This is a genomic window from Vibrio sp. 704 (assembly GCF_033339295.1).
This window is the reverse complement of sequence record NZ_JAWOUH010000019.1, coordinates 70,306-85,517: the sequence shown is the minus strand read 5'-3', so window position 1 is coordinate 85,517 and position 15,212 is coordinate 70,306. Positions and strand designations below refer to the sequence as shown.

Genomic DNA, 15,212 nt, shown 5'->3' with positions numbered 1-15,212 from the left:
ATACGTTGAAGAATGTTAGTGGTCTCGTTCATTGCACCTTCAGCAGTTTGTGCAATCGAGATACCGTCGTTCGCGTTGCGAACCGCTACATCCAAACCACGGCTTTGTACGTTCAAACGGTTCGAGATTTGTAGACCCGCAGCGTCATCTTTTGCGCTGTTGATTTTGAAACCCGAAGACAAACGCTCCATAGAAGTTTGTTGAGCTGAGTTTGCGTTGTTTAGGTAACGCTGAGCGGTCATCGCTGATACGTTAGTGTTTACATTCACTGCCATGGTGATTTCTCCAATTGATTTTCCGGTGTAGCGGTTTCCGACGTCTCGGAAAACCAAGTAGTTCTCTCAAAGTTACTTTTATTAACGGCGCATACCCTGTTTTCTTTAGAGAAAATTTTAGATTTTTTTGAAAATAATTCGTTTGGAGGGGTAATCGTGACAAAGCGGATAAAAAAGCAAAAAAACTTTCATTTTTCGCTAAAGCTTCTTTTCGAATTGTCGATACAGGCAGGTTTTGCGTTAAATTCGGGCAAGGCCGTTCATCAGCCAAGCAAGGTCAATGCTAGGTTTGGCGCTTGTTTTGCTTGCGCCAGAATAGAAGTACTGACCTGTTGTAAAATCTGTTGCTTCACCATTTGCGTAGTTTCTTTGGCATAGTCAGTGTCTTGGATACGACTGTTGGAAGCGGCTAAGTTTTCGTGGATGTTATCGAGATTATTGATCGCGTGATTAAAGCGGTTTTGATACGCGCCTAACTCCGCACGACTGCCATCTACCGTTTTCAAAGCATCATCTAAAATGCCGACCGCCATCTGAGCGCCACCGACCGTGCTAATATCAATACTATCTATCGTTCTATTTACGGTGGCATACTTGCCAAGTTCTAACTCATCAGCCAGGCCACCACTGAAGGTTGGTCCAGGGTATTTTATGGCGTCCTTGTGGGACATGAGTAACTGCAGTTGCCCCTCTTCATTAACAGACGCTTTCACTTTATCGGTCTGCCCGTTAATGTAAGTCGCGAGTTCTTCTATATCGTCGCCAGCTTTAGCTTCAATACGGATCTCCTGCTCTTCAAAATTGTTATCACGGTAGCTGATAACAATTTCATTATTTCCGTTTTGAACCGTCCAATCTGAACTGACTCTTTGATATGAGCTCATTGAAAAGCTACCTAAAGATTCCGGCTGCATGGTCCGCAGGCCAATTTGTACCGCTTCACCAGCCGTTGTACCGATTTGAAAAGACGATGTACCGAATGTGCCATTCAGCAATTTACGTCCGCCAAAGGAGGTCGTGTCTGCAATACGACTTAACTCATCATTTAAAGCAGAAACTTCTTCTTGCAGTGCAGTGCGCTCCGCTTTGCTGTTTGAACCATTGGCTGACTGTAGCGACAAATCACGCATACGTTGCATGATATTGGTCACCTCATTCATCGCGCCTTCCGCAGTTTGCATGATGGAAATGCCGTCATTCGCGTTACGTACCGCGACATCCAAACCACGCATTTGCGATTGCAGACGGTTGGAGATTTGCAGACCCGCCGCGTCATCTTTTGCGCTGTTAATACGTTTCCCTGAAGACAAACGCTCCATGGATTGGTTCAGCATGTCAGTTGCACTGGTCAAATGACGCTGTGCGACAAGTGCTGCAACATTGGTATTAACGGTGATCGCCACGAATAAAGAGTCCTAAAATTAAGGCTTTGAGTACTTATCGACCAAGTAACAGAAAAGTTTAGTGTTTTTTGAAAAGAGATTGGAATAGAAATAGAAAACAAAAGCCCTCCATTGGAGGGCTTAAGAAATGAAGTCTGAGAACTTACTTGATGGCTAGCTCCGCGAGCATTTCTTGCGAAGGAGCGAAGAAGTACGCACCAGTTACCGCTGTTGTGAAACGAAGCATTTGGTCTGTTTTACCATCTGTCACGCCGTACATACTTTCTAGCATCACTTTAATGTTATGAAGTGTATTGCAGTAAGAAATAAACAGCAGGCCATGAGGCCCTGTCACCGTCCCGTATGGTAAGCTGTGGCGAACAATCTTCAAACCTTTACCTTCTTCTTTGATATCAACTCGACCAACGTGTGATGCAGCAGGAACGTCTTCTAGCTCGATAGAGTCTGGCTTGGTACGACCAATCACTTTTTCTTGCGCTTTGACATTCAATCGATTCCAAGCGGCAAGGTTATGTTCAAAGCGCTGAGCCATAACATAACTGCCTCCAGCAAATGGGCCCTCTTTTACTAGAGCCACATCAGCGCGAGCCTCCCCTTTCGGGTTTTCTGTACCATCAATGAAGTCTGTCATATCACGAGCATCAAGGTAACGGTACCCATATGTTTCGTCCACAATGGTGACATCTTGTGCCGTCTCTTCTAGGAACTTACGCAACACGTAAAAATGCAAGTCGTGACGAGTCGAGTGACAGTGAATCAGTACATCTACGTCTGTTGCTGGAGCAACGATGTCACCTTCGCCAAGTTGAGTAAAATCAATAAGCTCTTCTGGCGCGTCTACATTAAGGTGTTCCCAAAACGATTTTGTGAATGCGATAGAAAGCGTCAGCGCTGCACCCGGCTGGGTAATGTTTAACTCTTCCACCAACTTTGGCAGTGCTTTCAGTTTTTCTAATACGTTTTCACGGTTTTGGTTCACTTTGAGTTGAGTGTACAGTGCAAATGGCCCGGCTTCTGGCACGATCGCCGTTTGAGCTTGTGACATTGAGGTTTCCTCTATTACTTTGCCCCAGAGTGGGAAGTTATTGTTTTTAATTCTTTGAATGCTGCTGTTCATCGTGCGCCAATTGTGGCACATGAAAACAGTCTTTTACCCATCTTCCATTTAGAAGATAGATCATAAACCAAGCTAATAAGGTAATGGTAAGGGCGTTTGCCCAATTAAACACTCCATGTTCTAGGTACACATGATACATGGTTTGAGCAAGTTGAATACCGCACAAGATCAAAGTGATCTCGCGACCATAGCGAGTAATTCTGTTTACCCATCCTCTGTCGGGATGACGAAGCCCCATTAACCACATAAGAAGCAAACTTGGAATGCCCATCGCCAAACCTAAATACAACGTACTTGAATCTGGGTAAACAATAGCGAGTAGCTTACTGCCACTATCACGACTTACACCAGCCATGGCAAACACCACCCATGAACGCACAAGAAACATCCATCCCACCCATAAAATGATCGGCGCCTTTAAAAATCCATGGGCGTCATATTGGTCAAACGAATAGCGCACAACATCTTCTTCTTTATGTGATAAAAACGTCACTTTAACCTATCGTTTCAGAGTTGCAAGCCAACAAAGATGAGAACTGAAGTTCATTTCAGCACCTTACACAGGTAAACTAAACAAAGATTTACAGCGACGTTGATGAGAAACATGAAAAAAAGAACTCCTGCCACCCCTGTGCCTTCTCAAGAAACTCAAGCCGAAGCGATGAGAATTGCCAAATCCACGCAGAAACCGGGGCAAACCAAAGAGCAAACCAAGCTCATCGCTCAAGGTATCGAAAAAGGCATCGCGCAATATAAGAAACAACAAAAAGAGCGCAACCGCCAAGCCGATAAAGCGAAGAAAAAACAGCAACGTGAAAAACAACGTCAGCATGAAGAGATTATCGAACAAGACAATATCACCGACGATGCGCCAAACCATTCATCAAGCAAACTGCCTTGGACACTACTTGTCCTGAGCTGGATTGGCTTTGCTGCTTACATAGTATTGGGGAAATAGCTAATGAAACGCCTGTTACTTGGACTTTTTGTCGTGCTTCTAACGGGTTGCACGATGCCTTCTCACCTTACTCATGCTCAAAGTCAAGATGTTCATATTCGCATTGACGCGCAATTCGACCCTGAGCGATGCGAATACAAAGGCGAAGTCACCGGAAGTGAAGGCCATTGGTATAACTACATTTTCATGACTAATGACGCGATGATGCAAGGCGCGATGAACGATTTAAAAAACAATGCAGCGGCTATCGATGCGGACACCGTTTTTATGGTTTCCCCACAAGATTTTATCACTTCATTTAGCGTGCTGGGTTCCGCCTACCGCTGCAATGGATGAGGCCTGAATATGAAAAAAGCCAGCAATTGCTGGCTTATGCACGAAATCCAAGACTGCTAGCGATATCTCTCTCCCGCTCTAGAACCCATTGGCTATCAAAAGGCCCCCAATCTGAAAGTTGATAATAGCCGTCATTATGACGTCGGCCATCTTGAACGAATATGAGTTCAATGCCGATCCCAGGTAACGCCTTGAGTACATCTTGAATAGTACGACGAGGCCACCCCGTTTTTTCGATCAACTTTGGCACATTCGGCCTTTCTAGGTTTTCCACCAACAAGGCCAAATATAGCCGCCTTGCAAAAACAGGACTCAATTCCATTGACACCTCCTAAAATTGTGCTGATTCATTATTTCGTTTTTGCTCAGCGAGGTGTTGCGTTTGATCAATAACTCGACTTTTCCATTTGATTTAGACGAATTTTTATTCGATTTACAGCGCATTCATCGTAAATAAGTTATGTGACATTAGTTATCTCAATCTATCTGAAAATATTTTCCACCGCATTTTGTCAGTTTGATTGCTTCTTGATAGGATGCTTTAACAGCCCAAATCACTTAAGTGCGTCTTAACCGCGCCAGTGAAAAATAGAACAAAGAAAAAGGAAACACTATGTCGATTACCATGTTTGGTATTCCCAACTGCGATACGATCAAAAAAGCCAAGAAATGGTTAGAAGCCGAGGATATTGCTTACGACTTCCATGACTACCGTAAGCAAGGCATTGATGCAGAAATGGTAAGTGAATTTTGTCGCGCTTTAGGTTGGGAACAGGTGCTCAATAAACGTGGCACAACCTACCGCCAATTAGCGCAAGAGCAGAAAGACACACTTAACGAGGAAAACGCCATCGCTCTTTTGGTAGAAAACCCTGCGATGATTAAACGCCCAATTTTAAAAGTGAATGATCAACTTCATATCGGTTTTAAAGCTGATCAATACGCTAGCATTTTCAACTCTTAAATAAAGGAATACTCAAGGATGACAGACAGTCCAGTATTGGCACTTGCTAAAGATCTGATCAGTAGACAGTCCGTAACGCCGGAAGACGCAGGTTGTCAGGATTTGATGATCGAGCGCTTAAAAGCACTCGGGTTTGAAATTGAAGTGATGGTATTTGAAGACACCACGAACTTCTGGGCTCGACGTGGTTCAGAAGCGCCGCTATTTGCGTTTGCTGGCCACACCGATGTGGTACCAGCTGGCAAATTGGAACACTGGAATACACATCCGTTTGAACCGACCATTATTGATGGTTACTTGCATGGCCGCGGCGCAGCTGACATGAAAGGGTCGCTAGCTTCTATGGTCGTTGCTGTCGAACGCTTCATTGAAGAAAACCCAGACCACAAAGGCTCAATTGGCTTTTTGATTACGTCAGATGAAGAAGGGCCATTTATCAATGGTACCGTTCGCGTTGTAGAAACGTTGATGGAACGTGGTGAGAACATCGATATGTGTATTGTTGGTGAACCATCCAGCACCGACGTGGTTGGCGATGTAGTGAAAAATGGACGCCGTGGATCTATCACTGGTGATTTAACGGTAAAAGGAACACAAGGTCACGTGGCCTACCCTCACCTAGCCAGCAATCCAGTGCACGAGTCTCTACTCGCGATTCATGAACTCGCGACGACAGAATGGGACAAAGGGAATGATTACTTCCCACCGACTAGTTTCCAGATCCCGAATGTATCGGCTGGCACTGGTGCGTCTAATGTTATTCCTGGCGAGTTCCATGTTCAGTTCAACCTACGTTTTAGTACTGAGCTTAACAATGACGCAATTGTTCAGCGTGTTACCGAAACATTGGACAAGCATGAGCTGGACTACGACCTAAAATGGACATTCAACGGTGACCCATTCCTGACCGATACGGGCGCACTGCTAGACGCGGTTGTAGCTGCTGTGGCCGAAGTCAATGATACGAAGCCAGAGCTACTTACAACTGGCGGTACGTCTGATGGTCGTTTTATTGCTCGAATGGGAGGTCAAGTCGTAGAGTTAGGCCCTGTTAACGCTACGATTCATAAAGTGAACGAGTGTGTGAAAGTCGACGATCTTGAAAAGTTGACGGACATGTACGAAAACACGTTGAAACACCTATTAGCGAAGTAATCAGCGAGAACACAATGACATCAGAGCAACTCACCGGAATCACTGATTCCCATCTTCAATCCACACTAGTGGGGCAAAAGGCATTTATGCTTCACCCTAAAGTAGTCAATGACTTATTGAAGATGATTAATGCCGCAACCGAAGCAGGTTTCAAAATGGAAATCGCCAGTGGTTTTCGTGACTTTAATCGCCAAAAATCCATCTGGAACGGGAAGTTTTCTGGTGAGTTGCCAATTCTCGACATCAACTCCCGCCCTTTGAATAAAGCAGAGTTAAATGACGAAGAGAAATTGATGGCCATTTTGCGCTGGTCGGCATTGCCCGGAGGAAGTCGTCATCATTGGGGTTGTGATTTTGATGTCTATGCGCGCAATTTATTGCCTGCTGACACCAAACTCAAGTTGGAACCTTGGGAGTATCTTGAAGGCCACCAGCAGGCGTTCTACCAATGGTTAAAAGCCAACCTTGGTCGGTTCGGTTTCTTCTTCCCTTATCAGCATGATTTAGGTGGCGTTTCGATTGAGCCTTGGCACATTAGTCACCGCGCTGTCGGGCAGCAATGCCTCGAGCAGTTGACGCTTGATGTACTCAGAAGCCAGTTGATTAAACAAAATCAGACCGACAACATTGCAGGGATTGACGTCATACTGAATAATTTGGATAACGTCGTTGCCAAATTTATTCACAATATCACGCCGCCGGAGGCTCTATGATAGAAATACTAACCAATCCTTGGGTCATTATTATTGTAGTGTTGAGCGTGGTCATTGGTAATATTGCCGCACTCAAATATACCGCAAAAATGAAGTTTGGTCAGATGGATAAAAGCCGTAAGAACGATTTAGATAAGCTGAACACATTGGATAAACAGCGCTACGCTGAAGAAGATAAAAACAAAAACGAGCCTCGTTAGTTACTCACCAGCTTCATCTCGACACATTTAATCTAAACATCAAAAAAGGGACCACTAGGTCCCTTTTCTATCATTAAGTAAACACGCCGCGTTAAGCTCGCTTTGTTTACTGCTTCACTGTTGCAGCCAATACAGGCGCTAGTGATTTCAAAAACTCTTCTTCTACTGGCTTGCCAGAGGAGTCGGTGATATTGATAGACGTACGGTTGCCTAAATCACCAAGTAAGAATGTGTACTTACCAGCGGCTAACTCCACTGGTTTAACGCCGATATCGTTCCAGAATTCATCATCCGGAGACGCATATTTCGCAGTGATTGTGCCCTGAGACTGGCTACGCTCTTCAATCTTAAAGCCCATCTTAGGTAGAATATTAGGCAGACGTTGCCAAAGCATGTTGTATTGCGCACGCGCGATAATCACAGGAAGTCCGCTGCGGTCTTTACCCATTGTGATTGGGATCTGTTTAACCAACTCTTGCGCTTTACGCTGTGCTTCTTCACGCACTTCTTGATCGTAGCGAGCGGTGACCAAGTTCGTCATGAACACATTGTAGCGCTCACGGTTGGTCGCCGTTACTTCTTTCACTTGATTGCCTTCACGCCAGTCAATAAGGCTCACCTTAAAGCCGTGTCGACCATTTGCTTCAGCGCGTACGATTTCATATCGGCTGCCAATTTCTAGCTCTTCATCTGGCGAATCCCAAGTCACCCATCCTGTCTCGATGCGAGAGTCTGTTTGGCTTTCAACTGGAATCTCGTTAGCCGCGACCATGTTTTGCACCGTTTGCCAAACTTTATCTAGTTCATCTTTACGAAGTAGCCAAAGTGTCACTTCACCATCACTACTGCGGTCCAAACGTGCACCGGGAATAAGCTCTAGGACTTGTTGAGGTGGACGAATGTCGACATCTTTACCGACACCACCAGCGTAGTTACCCTGAGGGATCTCGTAGTTAGGGTAAAACTGAGGCTGTGCACCCTGTGGGACATTCCACTCACCCAAATTTGGGGAGTTCAAATACTCGAAGTCATCTTTTGCTTGACGACGTTGATTGGCACCACCTGAACAGGCAGTCAATACGAATACAGCTAATGAACTTAACACTAACTGGCTTGAAAGCTTCATCTATACTCCTAAAACACCGAGGGGCGCTTTGGCCCCCAGTATGAACTTCAATCCTAGTAACTCAATCTTAATAGCTCAATCTTAATAAATATGGGCGTCTGTTAGCGCCTGCTCGACGATCGGCTGCGATTTTTCAGAAAGCGTAGTTAAAGGAAGACGCAAACCACCTTCTTCAATCAAACCAAGCTTTTGCGCTGCCCATTTTACTGGGATAGGGCTTGCTTCGATGAAAAGGTTTTTGTGTAGAGTCATCAAGCGTTGGTTAATCGCTTCTGCTTCTTCGTACTTACCTTCACTTGCCAAATGGAACATGTCTGCCATGTCTTTAGCTGCAATATTGTTCGTTACTGAGATAACACCATTGCCGCCAAGTTTCACAAAATCCAGCCCTGTCGCATCATCGCCACTTAGTAAGATAAAATCTTCGCCACAAAGTTCACGATGAATTGCAATTCGTTCCAAATCGCCCGTTGCATCTTTTAGAGCCACGATATTATCAAGCTTTGACAAGCGCGCCACTGTTTCTGGCTGCATATCAACAGCAGTACGGCCTGGTACGTTGTACAAAATTAGAGGCACATCACTCGCTTCGGCAATTGCCTTGTAATGTAGAAACAAACCCTCTTGAGTTGGTTTGTTGTAATACGGTGTCACACTCAGGAAGCCAGCAATACCAGAATCAGCCAGTAATTTGCTAAATGTTACTGCCTCATGGGTAGCATTTGCACCCGTGCCAGCAATCACAGGGATGCGACCGTCGGCAAACTCAACAGTTTTATTAACGACCTTTACATGCTCTTCAATGGTCAGTGTCGCTGACTCACCTGTTGTGCCTACTGCCACAATACCGTCTGTACCCGCTTCAACGTGGTACTCTACTAGCTTTTGCAGACCATCAAAGTCTACTTCGCCATCTGCTTTGAATGGCGTAATCAGCGCTACAATACTTCCTGAAAACATGTTTATCTCCCTCATTTAACTCTTTCTGCATGGTACTGTAATGCGATTGAAAAACACAAGAGCGTAAACTCGCTTACAAAGTACAAATGAATGAATAATTACCAGTTGTTAGAGGTCTAGCAACTTAATTGCTCTATTTGGTTTGATTAACGGCAATATTGATAATCGTGTTGGGCTTTCGAGTGACTTTAGAATCTATCAGTGATTTGGAAAATACTGAAGAGCACAAGCAAGGAAAATATACTCTTTGGTCTTGTTAGCCAAGTCAGATCTAAGTGAATAAAACGGCCAGACAATAGGCAAGCACATCATGCAAACGTTTTGTTTATCCTGTAGCCTGCATTTACTGTTTATTTCCCACCGCTCCCCTCAACATCCTCCTGCTTTTTATAGACTAAAAAAGAACTGGCTCGATATTTCTTCGCAATATCTGTGCTAACATCTCTCTATTGAAGAAAGGACAAGAAGCTCATTTATGAAGCAACATCTGGTACTTACAGCAGTTGGAACGGACCGTCCAGGCATTTGTAACCAAGTCGTACAGCTCGTTACTCAAGCTGGTTGTAACATAGTCGATAGCCGTATCGCTATCTTTGGCAGCGAATTTACGCTGATCATGCTCCTGACTGGGAACGCCAGCAGCGTGACTCGAGTTGAAACGCAATTGCCCCTGCTTGGCCAAGAACATGACCTTATTACGATCATGAAACGCACAGCGGCGCACGAACTGCTCGATAACAGCTACACCATGGAAGTGTTTATTGAGTCTGAAGACCGCCCTGGGTTAACTGAAAAATTTACTAAGTTCTTCGCTGATCAGCAGATTGGTTTAGACTCTCTTAGTGCGCAAACCATCAGCAAGTCGAAAATTCAACTCGATTCTGACCAGTTTCACATTGCGATTACTGCATCTGTAAGCGCGGATTTTAATTTGATGCAGTTACAAGAAGACTTCGATGAACTTTGTAAGTCGCTCAACGTACAAGGTTCTCTGAATTTCATTAAAAACACACTATAAAGTAAAGGAAATCAAAATGAATACGCTGACAGCAGGCTCGCCAGCGCCAGCCTTCTCTTTGCTCGACCAAGACGGAAATACCGTTTCTCTTGAAGACTTTAAAGGTAAGAAAGTACTTTTCTACTTTTACCCTAAGGCGATGACGCCGGGTTGTACTACACAAGCAAAAGGCCTTCGTGACATCAAAGCTGAACTCGATGCACATAACGTGGTGGTACTCGGCGTAAGCATCGACCCTGTAAAGCGTCTAGGCAAGTTCATCGAGCGCGATGATTTAAACTTCACTCTGCTTTCTGATGAAGACCATGCCGTTGCTGACCAGTTCGGAGTTTGGGGCGAAAAGAAATTCATGGGCAAAGTATACGACGGTCTTCACCGCATTAGCTTTCTGATCAATGAAGAAGGCGTGATCGAACATGTGTTCAACAAGTTCAAAACCAAAGATCACCACGAAGTCGTATTAAACTACTTAAACGAAAACGCTTAAACGCTATTGTTTTTCTACAAACAAAAAGCCCAGCAAACTGCTGGGCTTTCTTTTAACCATCGTACCTTTGGTAACAACTACTCTTGTTCGACAGGTTCGTTTTCTTCCGTGCTTGGTAATGCATGCCATACGGCTTTGACTAATGTCGCTAAAGGAATGGCGAAGAACACCCCCCAAAAACCCCACAGCCCACCAAAGACTAATACAGCCACAATGATAGCAACTGGGTGTAAGTTTACTGCCTCGGAAAACAGAACAGGAACCAACACATTACCATCCAGCGCCTGGATAATACCGTAAGCAAGCAACAACCAATAAAACGGAGGCGTTAAACCCCATTGGAACAAACCAACGATAGCAACAGGTACAGTAACAGCCGCCGCACCGATATAAGGAATCAAAACCGACAGACCAACGGCTACGGCAAGCAACGCCGAGTAACGAAGATCTAAAAGGGCAAAAGTCACGTAGCTCACACCGCCCACGATTAAAATCTCTAACACTTTACCGCGAATGTAATTTGATATCTGCTCGTTCATTTCATGCCAAACTTTATTCGCCAATTTACGGTTTTTCGGCAGAATACCGCTTGCGATTCGCAGCATTTCTTCTTTGTCTTTAAGCAAAAAGAAGATAAGGAGTGGCACTAAGATCAAATATACCGCTAGCGTTGCAATGCTAACTAATGAAGCAAGCGACCCTTTGACGACACTTTCACCCAGCCCCAGTGCTTGGTTTTTGGCGTTCGTCACCACGGTTTCTACTATTTCTAAATTGGCTAGTTCAGGATGGCGCTCTGGCAATGTGACAATAAACTTTTGTAGCCCGTTGTACATGTTCGGAATATCGTTAATTAGATTACCGACCTGAGTCCAAATCGTCGGAACCAAGCCAAACAACGCAATTAACATTAACCCGACAAAGACCAAGATCACGATAATAACCGACAAAGTGCGCGGCACGCCCATACGACACATTTTGACAACTGGCCATTCAAGTAGATAAGCCAAAACGATCGCGACAAGTAATGGCGCAATCAAGTGTCCAAAGAAGTAAATGGTGATAAAGCCAAACAGCAAGATCGCGACGAGACTTACTGCGTGAGGGTCAGAGAAACGTCGTTTATACCAACGACTAACCATTTCAAACATCTTATGCGGATTCCTTATTGAAGACAGTCAATGTGTAGTGCTCTGATGTAGATTGGCAATCAACCGAGTACCCTTGGGCACTAAGATAGTTCACAATGTCTCGTTTAGAGCTGTTGTCCACTACTTGAATGACAAGTTGATGATACTGCTTTGCTTCTCCTTGAAAGACCTCAGCAGCATGACGCTTTGCAAGTAACAGTGCCATAGGACAACGTTGCTCACGCAAATCAAGTAACATGGATTCCATTGTATTGCTCTGCACTTATGATAGGGTTGTATTGTAACGGCTTTTTGAGCTGGTGCTAGCACTTCTGACATGATTTAACCACATGCTGAAATAGCTCGGATATAAAATAATTTACGAAACCAATTCATTTATTTCCGGTCTTACTGTTAGCTTATATCCTCACGGATAACCAAAACGTATGTGGCGCTGTTAATGGGCTCTCGACCTGTAACCACATGCTTATGTATTTTGGAGAACCTTTTAAACGTATGTTAAAACGCACTCGCTCGCTAGTTTGCTTATGTCTTGCTGCTGCCATCAGTTCGCCGACAACTTATGCCAATAGCATTGACTTGCCAGACATTGGCACAGCTGCTGGTGGCACGCTTTCAATAGACCAAGAGTTGATTTATGGCGACGCCTATATGCGTATGCTCAGAGCCAGTAAACCTATCGTTAATGACCCTGTCATCAATGAATATATTGACTCTCTTGGGCACAAATTAGTGGCCAATGCGAATGATGTAAAAACGCCGTTCCACTTCTTTATGATTCGCGACCGTAATATCAACGCGTTCGCGTTTTTTGGTGGCTATGTAGCGCTGCATTCTGGGTTGTTTCTTCATGCTCGTTCAGAAAGTGAGCTGGCCTCTGTTGTCGCTCACGAGATAGCGCACGTCACACAACGTCATCTTGCTCGGAGTATGGAAGAACAAGCACGCCGCTCTCCGGCCACATTAGCCGCACTTGCGGGGGCACTACTGCTTTCAATTGCCTCACCCGAAGCGGGGATGGCTGCAATTACAGCAGCAACCGCGGGCAACATGCAAAGTCAAATCAACTACACTCGTGCAAACGAAAAAGAAGCGGATCGCTTTGGTATTTCGACACTAGCAAAAGCCGGTTTTGATGTTCAAGCAATGCCAAGGTTTTTTGGCCGTCTTGCTGATGAGTATCGTTATGCGAGTAAACCGCCACCAATGCTCCTGACTCACCCTCTGCCTGAAGATCGAATTACCGATAGCCGTGCGCGAGCAAGAACCTATCCTCCAATGCGTGTTGTGCCTTCAATAGACTATCATCTAGCTCGCGCGCGCATTGTGGCTCGTTACGCTGGCATTGATGGACAAGCCGCCCTGAGCTGGTTTGAGAGAACCCAAAAGAAAGCCTCTGCGGACATTACACCTGCTTTCGATTATGGTCGAGCACTCGTGCATTTAGACAATAAACGCTTATCTCAAGCGGAACCAATTTTGAAAAAGTTACTGGAACAAGACCCAAGTAACCCGTTTTACTTGGACGCTATGACGGATTTATACATCGAGAAGAAGCAGCCAGAAAAAGCAACCGAGATGCTCCGCAAAGCGTTATCTCGTAACCCTCAAAATAAAGTATTGACCATTAACTACGCCAATGCGCTACTTGAGGACAATAAAAACGATCAAGCCACGCGAGTTCTTCAAAGATACACTCATGACTATCCTGAAGATACAAATGGCTGGCACCTAATATCGAAGAGCTACCACGCGCTGGGGCGTAGCGATGAAGAGTTGGCTGCTCGAGCAGAAATTTTGGCATTGCGAGCAAATTGGAATAAAGCGATTCAATATTATAGTGAAGCAAGTAAAATGGCCAAGTTGGGCAGCTTAGAGCAAGCGCGATACGATGCCCGTATCGACCAACTCATGATCCAAAGAGATCGATTCATGGCATTACAATAACGAAATGGAGAAAACCATGTCAGTCGTGATTTATCACAACCCTCGTTGCTCAAAGAGCCGTCAAACACTTGAACTGCTTGAGCAAAATGGTGTTACACCGGAAGTCGTCAAATACCTAGACACACCACTTAACGTGGATGAACTAAAAGCGCTGTACGCCCAGCTTGGCTTTTCATCTGTACGTGAAATGATGCGCACTAAAGAAAGTGAATATAAAGAGCTTGGCTTAGGCGAAGACTCCGTCAGCGATGAGCAATTATTCGAAGCAATGGCGAAAAATCCAAAGTTGTTTGAGCGTCCGGTAGTCGTTGCTAACGGCAAAGCAAAAATTGGTCGCCCACCAGAGCTAGTGTTGGATATTTTATAAATGGATTGCCAGATCCTTATTTTGTATTTCAGCCGTCATGGCTCGACAAAACAACTGGCAAGACAAATAGCAAGAGGAGTCGAATCGACTCCTCAATGCCATGCAATTTTGCGTACAGTTGAAGAACTGTCACCTCACTCACACTCCCCTTCTGATCCAATTGTTACTCTAGAGGAACTAAAAACGTGCGACGGTCTAGCGTTTGGCAGTCCCGTCTGGTTTGGCAACATGGCTGCGCCTTTAAAGCACTTCTGGGATCAGACTACATCTTTATGGGTCAGTGGTGACTTAATCGATAAGCCTGCTTGTGTCTTTACCTCTTCGTCCTCAATGCATGGTGGTCAAGAAACAACGTTACAAAGCATGATGACCCCTTTATTGCATCATGGGATGATGGTTTTGGGCATTCCTTATTCCGAGCCAGAGTTACACACTACGCAGTCCGGAGGCACTCCGTATGGCGCCAGCAGTGTAGGCCATGAGGCAACCCTAAGCAGTGAAGAGATTCGCCTGGCACAACAATTAGGCAAAAGGCTGGCAACTGCAGCGTTAAAACTAAAAGTCTGTTAGTAAAATCAAGGATAGTTAATCGATGTCTGACTCTTTAGACCAAACACCACTCGGTACACAGGCTAAAACCTATCGTTACCTGGCTTTATTTGGCAACTTAGCCTTATTAGCCTGGGTCGCTATTTGGCAGCTTGCGTTATCCCCTCACCCTCACCTCAGCAGCACAACACTTGCTATTGCTTGGTGTATTCCGCTACTACTTCCGTTGCCTGGTATTTTAGCTGGTAAGCCTTACACTCATGCTTGGGCTAACTTTGTTCTTATGCTGTATTTCTTGCATGCGCTGACCATCCTCTATGTGGATGGGGGTGAACGCTGGCTTGCGGCAGTGGAACTGATACTGACTTCACTCGGTTTCGCTGGCAATATTTTGTTTGCTAGAGCGAGAGGCAAAGAGCTAGGCCTTAAGTTGAAACGCCTCTCTCAAGTAGAAAAAGAAGAAAAAGCGAAATTCAATAAATAACG

Annotated in this window: 20 protein-coding genes and 1 pseudogene; 12 read left to right on the top strand and 9 right to left on the bottom strand. The window is 44.9% G+C overall.

The genetic code is table 11. The features are described 5' to 3' along the window. The 4 genes and pseudogenes from R7R24_RS19825 to R7R24_RS19810 all read right to left on the bottom strand — a co-directional run. A pseudogene (locus tag R7R24_RS19825) lies at window positions 1–275 on the bottom strand (flagellin); the annotation flags it as partial. 263 nt (window positions 276–538) lie between these two features. Further along, entirely contained in the window at window positions 539–1,678 is a 1,140-nt protein-coding gene (locus tag R7R24_RS19820; protein ID WP_054577602.1) for a flagellin, read from the bottom strand. 142 nt (window positions 1,679–1,820) lie between these two features. Continuing rightward, window positions 1,821–2,723, bottom strand: coding sequence for a Dyp-type peroxidase (locus R7R24_RS19815; RefSeq protein WP_005387715.1), 903 nt, complete (start codon window positions 2,721–2,723; stop codon window positions 1,821–1,823). A gap of 46 nt (window positions 2,724–2,769) precedes the next feature. Further along, window positions 2,770–3,255, bottom strand: coding sequence for a DUF2919 domain-containing protein (locus R7R24_RS19810; protein ID WP_025768263.1), 486 nt, complete (start codon window positions 3,253–3,255; stop codon window positions 2,770–2,772). A 144-nt stretch (window positions 3,256–3,399) separates the two neighbouring features. On the opposite strand from R7R24_RS19810, the gene R7R24_RS19805 reads away from it, so the two are divergent. Both R7R24_RS19805 and R7R24_RS19800 read left to right on the top strand, forming a co-directional pair. Next, entirely contained in the window at window positions 3,400–3,753 is a 354-nt protein-coding gene (locus R7R24_RS19805) for a DUF2956 domain-containing protein (RefSeq protein WP_005380437.1), read from the top strand. Window positions 3,754–3,756: 3 nt separating this feature from the next. After that, the gene (locus R7R24_RS19800; RefSeq protein ID WP_005380435.1) at window positions 3,757–4,089 is read left to right on the top strand and encodes a DUF4156 domain-containing protein; all 333 of its coding nucleotides are present in this window, start codon (window positions 3,757–3,759) and stop codon (window positions 4,087–4,089) included. Window positions 4,090–4,123: 34 nt separating this feature from the next. On the opposite strand, the gene R7R24_RS19795 is transcribed toward R7R24_RS19800, so the two are convergent. Beyond that, window positions 4,124–4,411 (bottom strand): winged helix-turn-helix domain-containing protein, encoded by a 288-nt coding sequence (locus tag R7R24_RS19795; protein WP_005380433.1) that lies wholly within the window; start codon window positions 4,409–4,411, stop codon window positions 4,124–4,126. A 291-nt stretch (window positions 4,412–4,702) separates the two neighbouring features. On the opposite strand from R7R24_RS19795, the gene R7R24_RS19790 reads away from it, so the two are divergent. Genes R7R24_RS19790 through R7R24_RS19775 form a run of 4 tightly spaced genes read left to right on the top strand, consistent with a single transcriptional unit; the run spans window position 4,703 to window position 7,121 of the window. Next, window positions 4,703–5,053: an ArsC family reductase gene (locus R7R24_RS19790; RefSeq protein WP_005380431.1), complete on the top strand. Its 351-nt coding sequence runs from the start codon at window positions 4,703–4,705 to the stop codon at window positions 5,051–5,053. Window positions 5,054–5,071: 18 nt separating this feature from the next. Beyond that, window positions 5,072–6,208 carry a succinyl-diaminopimelate desuccinylase gene (gene dapE, locus R7R24_RS19785; RefSeq protein ID WP_054577601.1) on the top strand — a complete coding sequence of 379 codons (1,137 nt, stop codon included), beginning with the start codon at window positions 5,072–5,074 and terminating at the stop codon, window positions 6,206–6,208. 14 nt (window positions 6,209–6,222) lie between these two features. Continuing rightward, window positions 6,223–6,921 (top strand): M15 family metallopeptidase, encoded by a 699-nt coding sequence (locus R7R24_RS19780; RefSeq protein WP_054577600.1) that lies wholly within the window; start codon window positions 6,223–6,225, stop codon window positions 6,919–6,921. Next, window positions 6,918–7,121 (top strand): DUF2897 family protein, encoded by a 204-nt coding sequence (locus tag R7R24_RS19775; protein ID WP_005380425.1) that lies wholly within the window; start codon window positions 6,918–6,920, stop codon window positions 7,119–7,121. Before R7R24_RS19780 ends, R7R24_RS19775 begins: the two co-directional genes overlap by 4 nt. Before the next feature lie 106 nt (window positions 7,122–7,227). Here the strand turns inward: R7R24_RS19775 and bamC are convergent, their stop codons facing one another. After that, a complete protein-coding gene (gene bamC, locus R7R24_RS19770; protein ID WP_005380424.1) occupies window positions 7,228–8,247 on the bottom strand; it encodes an outer membrane protein assembly factor BamC in 1,020 nt (339 codons plus the stop codon). 81 nt (window positions 8,248–8,328) lie between these two features. Continuing rightward, a complete protein-coding gene (dapA, locus tag R7R24_RS19765) occupies window positions 8,329–9,207 on the bottom strand; it encodes a 4-hydroxy-tetrahydrodipicolinate synthase (RefSeq protein WP_005380422.1) in 879 nt (292 codons plus the stop codon). A gap of 475 nt (window positions 9,208–9,682) precedes the next feature. Between dapA and R7R24_RS19760 the strand changes: the two genes are divergently transcribed. Then, complete coding sequence (locus tag R7R24_RS19760) at window positions 9,683–10,225, top strand: glycine cleavage system protein R (RefSeq protein WP_005380420.1); 543 nt, start codon at window positions 9,683–9,685, stop codon at window positions 10,223–10,225. A gap of 16 nt (window positions 10,226–10,241) precedes the next feature. After that, the gene (gene bcp / locus R7R24_RS19755; RefSeq protein WP_005380418.1) at window positions 10,242–10,712 is read left to right on the top strand and encodes a thioredoxin-dependent thiol peroxidase; all 471 of its coding nucleotides are present in this window, start codon (window positions 10,242–10,244) and stop codon (window positions 10,710–10,712) included. Between the two features lie 77 nt (window positions 10,713–10,789). Here bcp and R7R24_RS19750 read toward each other — a convergent pair whose 3' ends face one another. Further along, window positions 10,790–11,863, bottom strand: coding sequence for an AI-2E family transporter (locus R7R24_RS19750; RefSeq protein WP_005389843.1), 1,074 nt, complete (start codon window positions 11,861–11,863; stop codon window positions 10,790–10,792). A gap of 1 nt (window position 11,864) precedes the next feature. Then, a complete protein-coding gene (locus R7R24_RS19745) occupies window positions 11,865–12,101 on the bottom strand; it encodes a sulfurtransferase TusA family protein (protein ID WP_005380414.1) in 237 nt (78 codons plus the stop codon). A gap of 257 nt (window positions 12,102–12,358) precedes the next feature. Here R7R24_RS19745 and R7R24_RS19740 point away from each other — a divergent pair, with 257 nt between their 5' ends. Genes R7R24_RS19740 through R7R24_RS19725 form a run of 4 tightly spaced genes read left to right on the top strand, consistent with a single transcriptional unit; the run spans window position 12,359 to window position 15,210 of the window. Continuing rightward, window positions 12,359–13,810 (top strand): tetratricopeptide repeat protein, encoded by a 1,452-nt coding sequence (locus tag R7R24_RS19740; protein WP_005394337.1) that lies wholly within the window; start codon window positions 12,359–12,361, stop codon window positions 13,808–13,810. 16 nt (window positions 13,811–13,826) lie between these two features. Continuing rightward, entirely contained in the window at window positions 13,827–14,177 is a 351-nt protein-coding gene (arsC, locus tag R7R24_RS19735; RefSeq protein ID WP_054577599.1) for an arsenate reductase (glutaredoxin), read from the top strand. After that, the gene (gene wrbA / locus R7R24_RS19730) at window positions 14,178–14,747 is read left to right on the top strand and encodes an NAD(P)H:quinone oxidoreductase (protein WP_053304481.1); all 570 of its coding nucleotides are present in this window, start codon (window positions 14,178–14,180) and stop codon (window positions 14,745–14,747) included. A gap of 22 nt (window positions 14,748–14,769) precedes the next feature. Then, a complete protein-coding gene (locus tag R7R24_RS19725) occupies window positions 14,770–15,210 on the top strand; it encodes a DUF2069 domain-containing protein (RefSeq protein WP_005380407.1) in 441 nt (146 codons plus the stop codon). The last annotated feature ends 2 nt before the right edge of the window (window positions 15,211–15,212 follow it).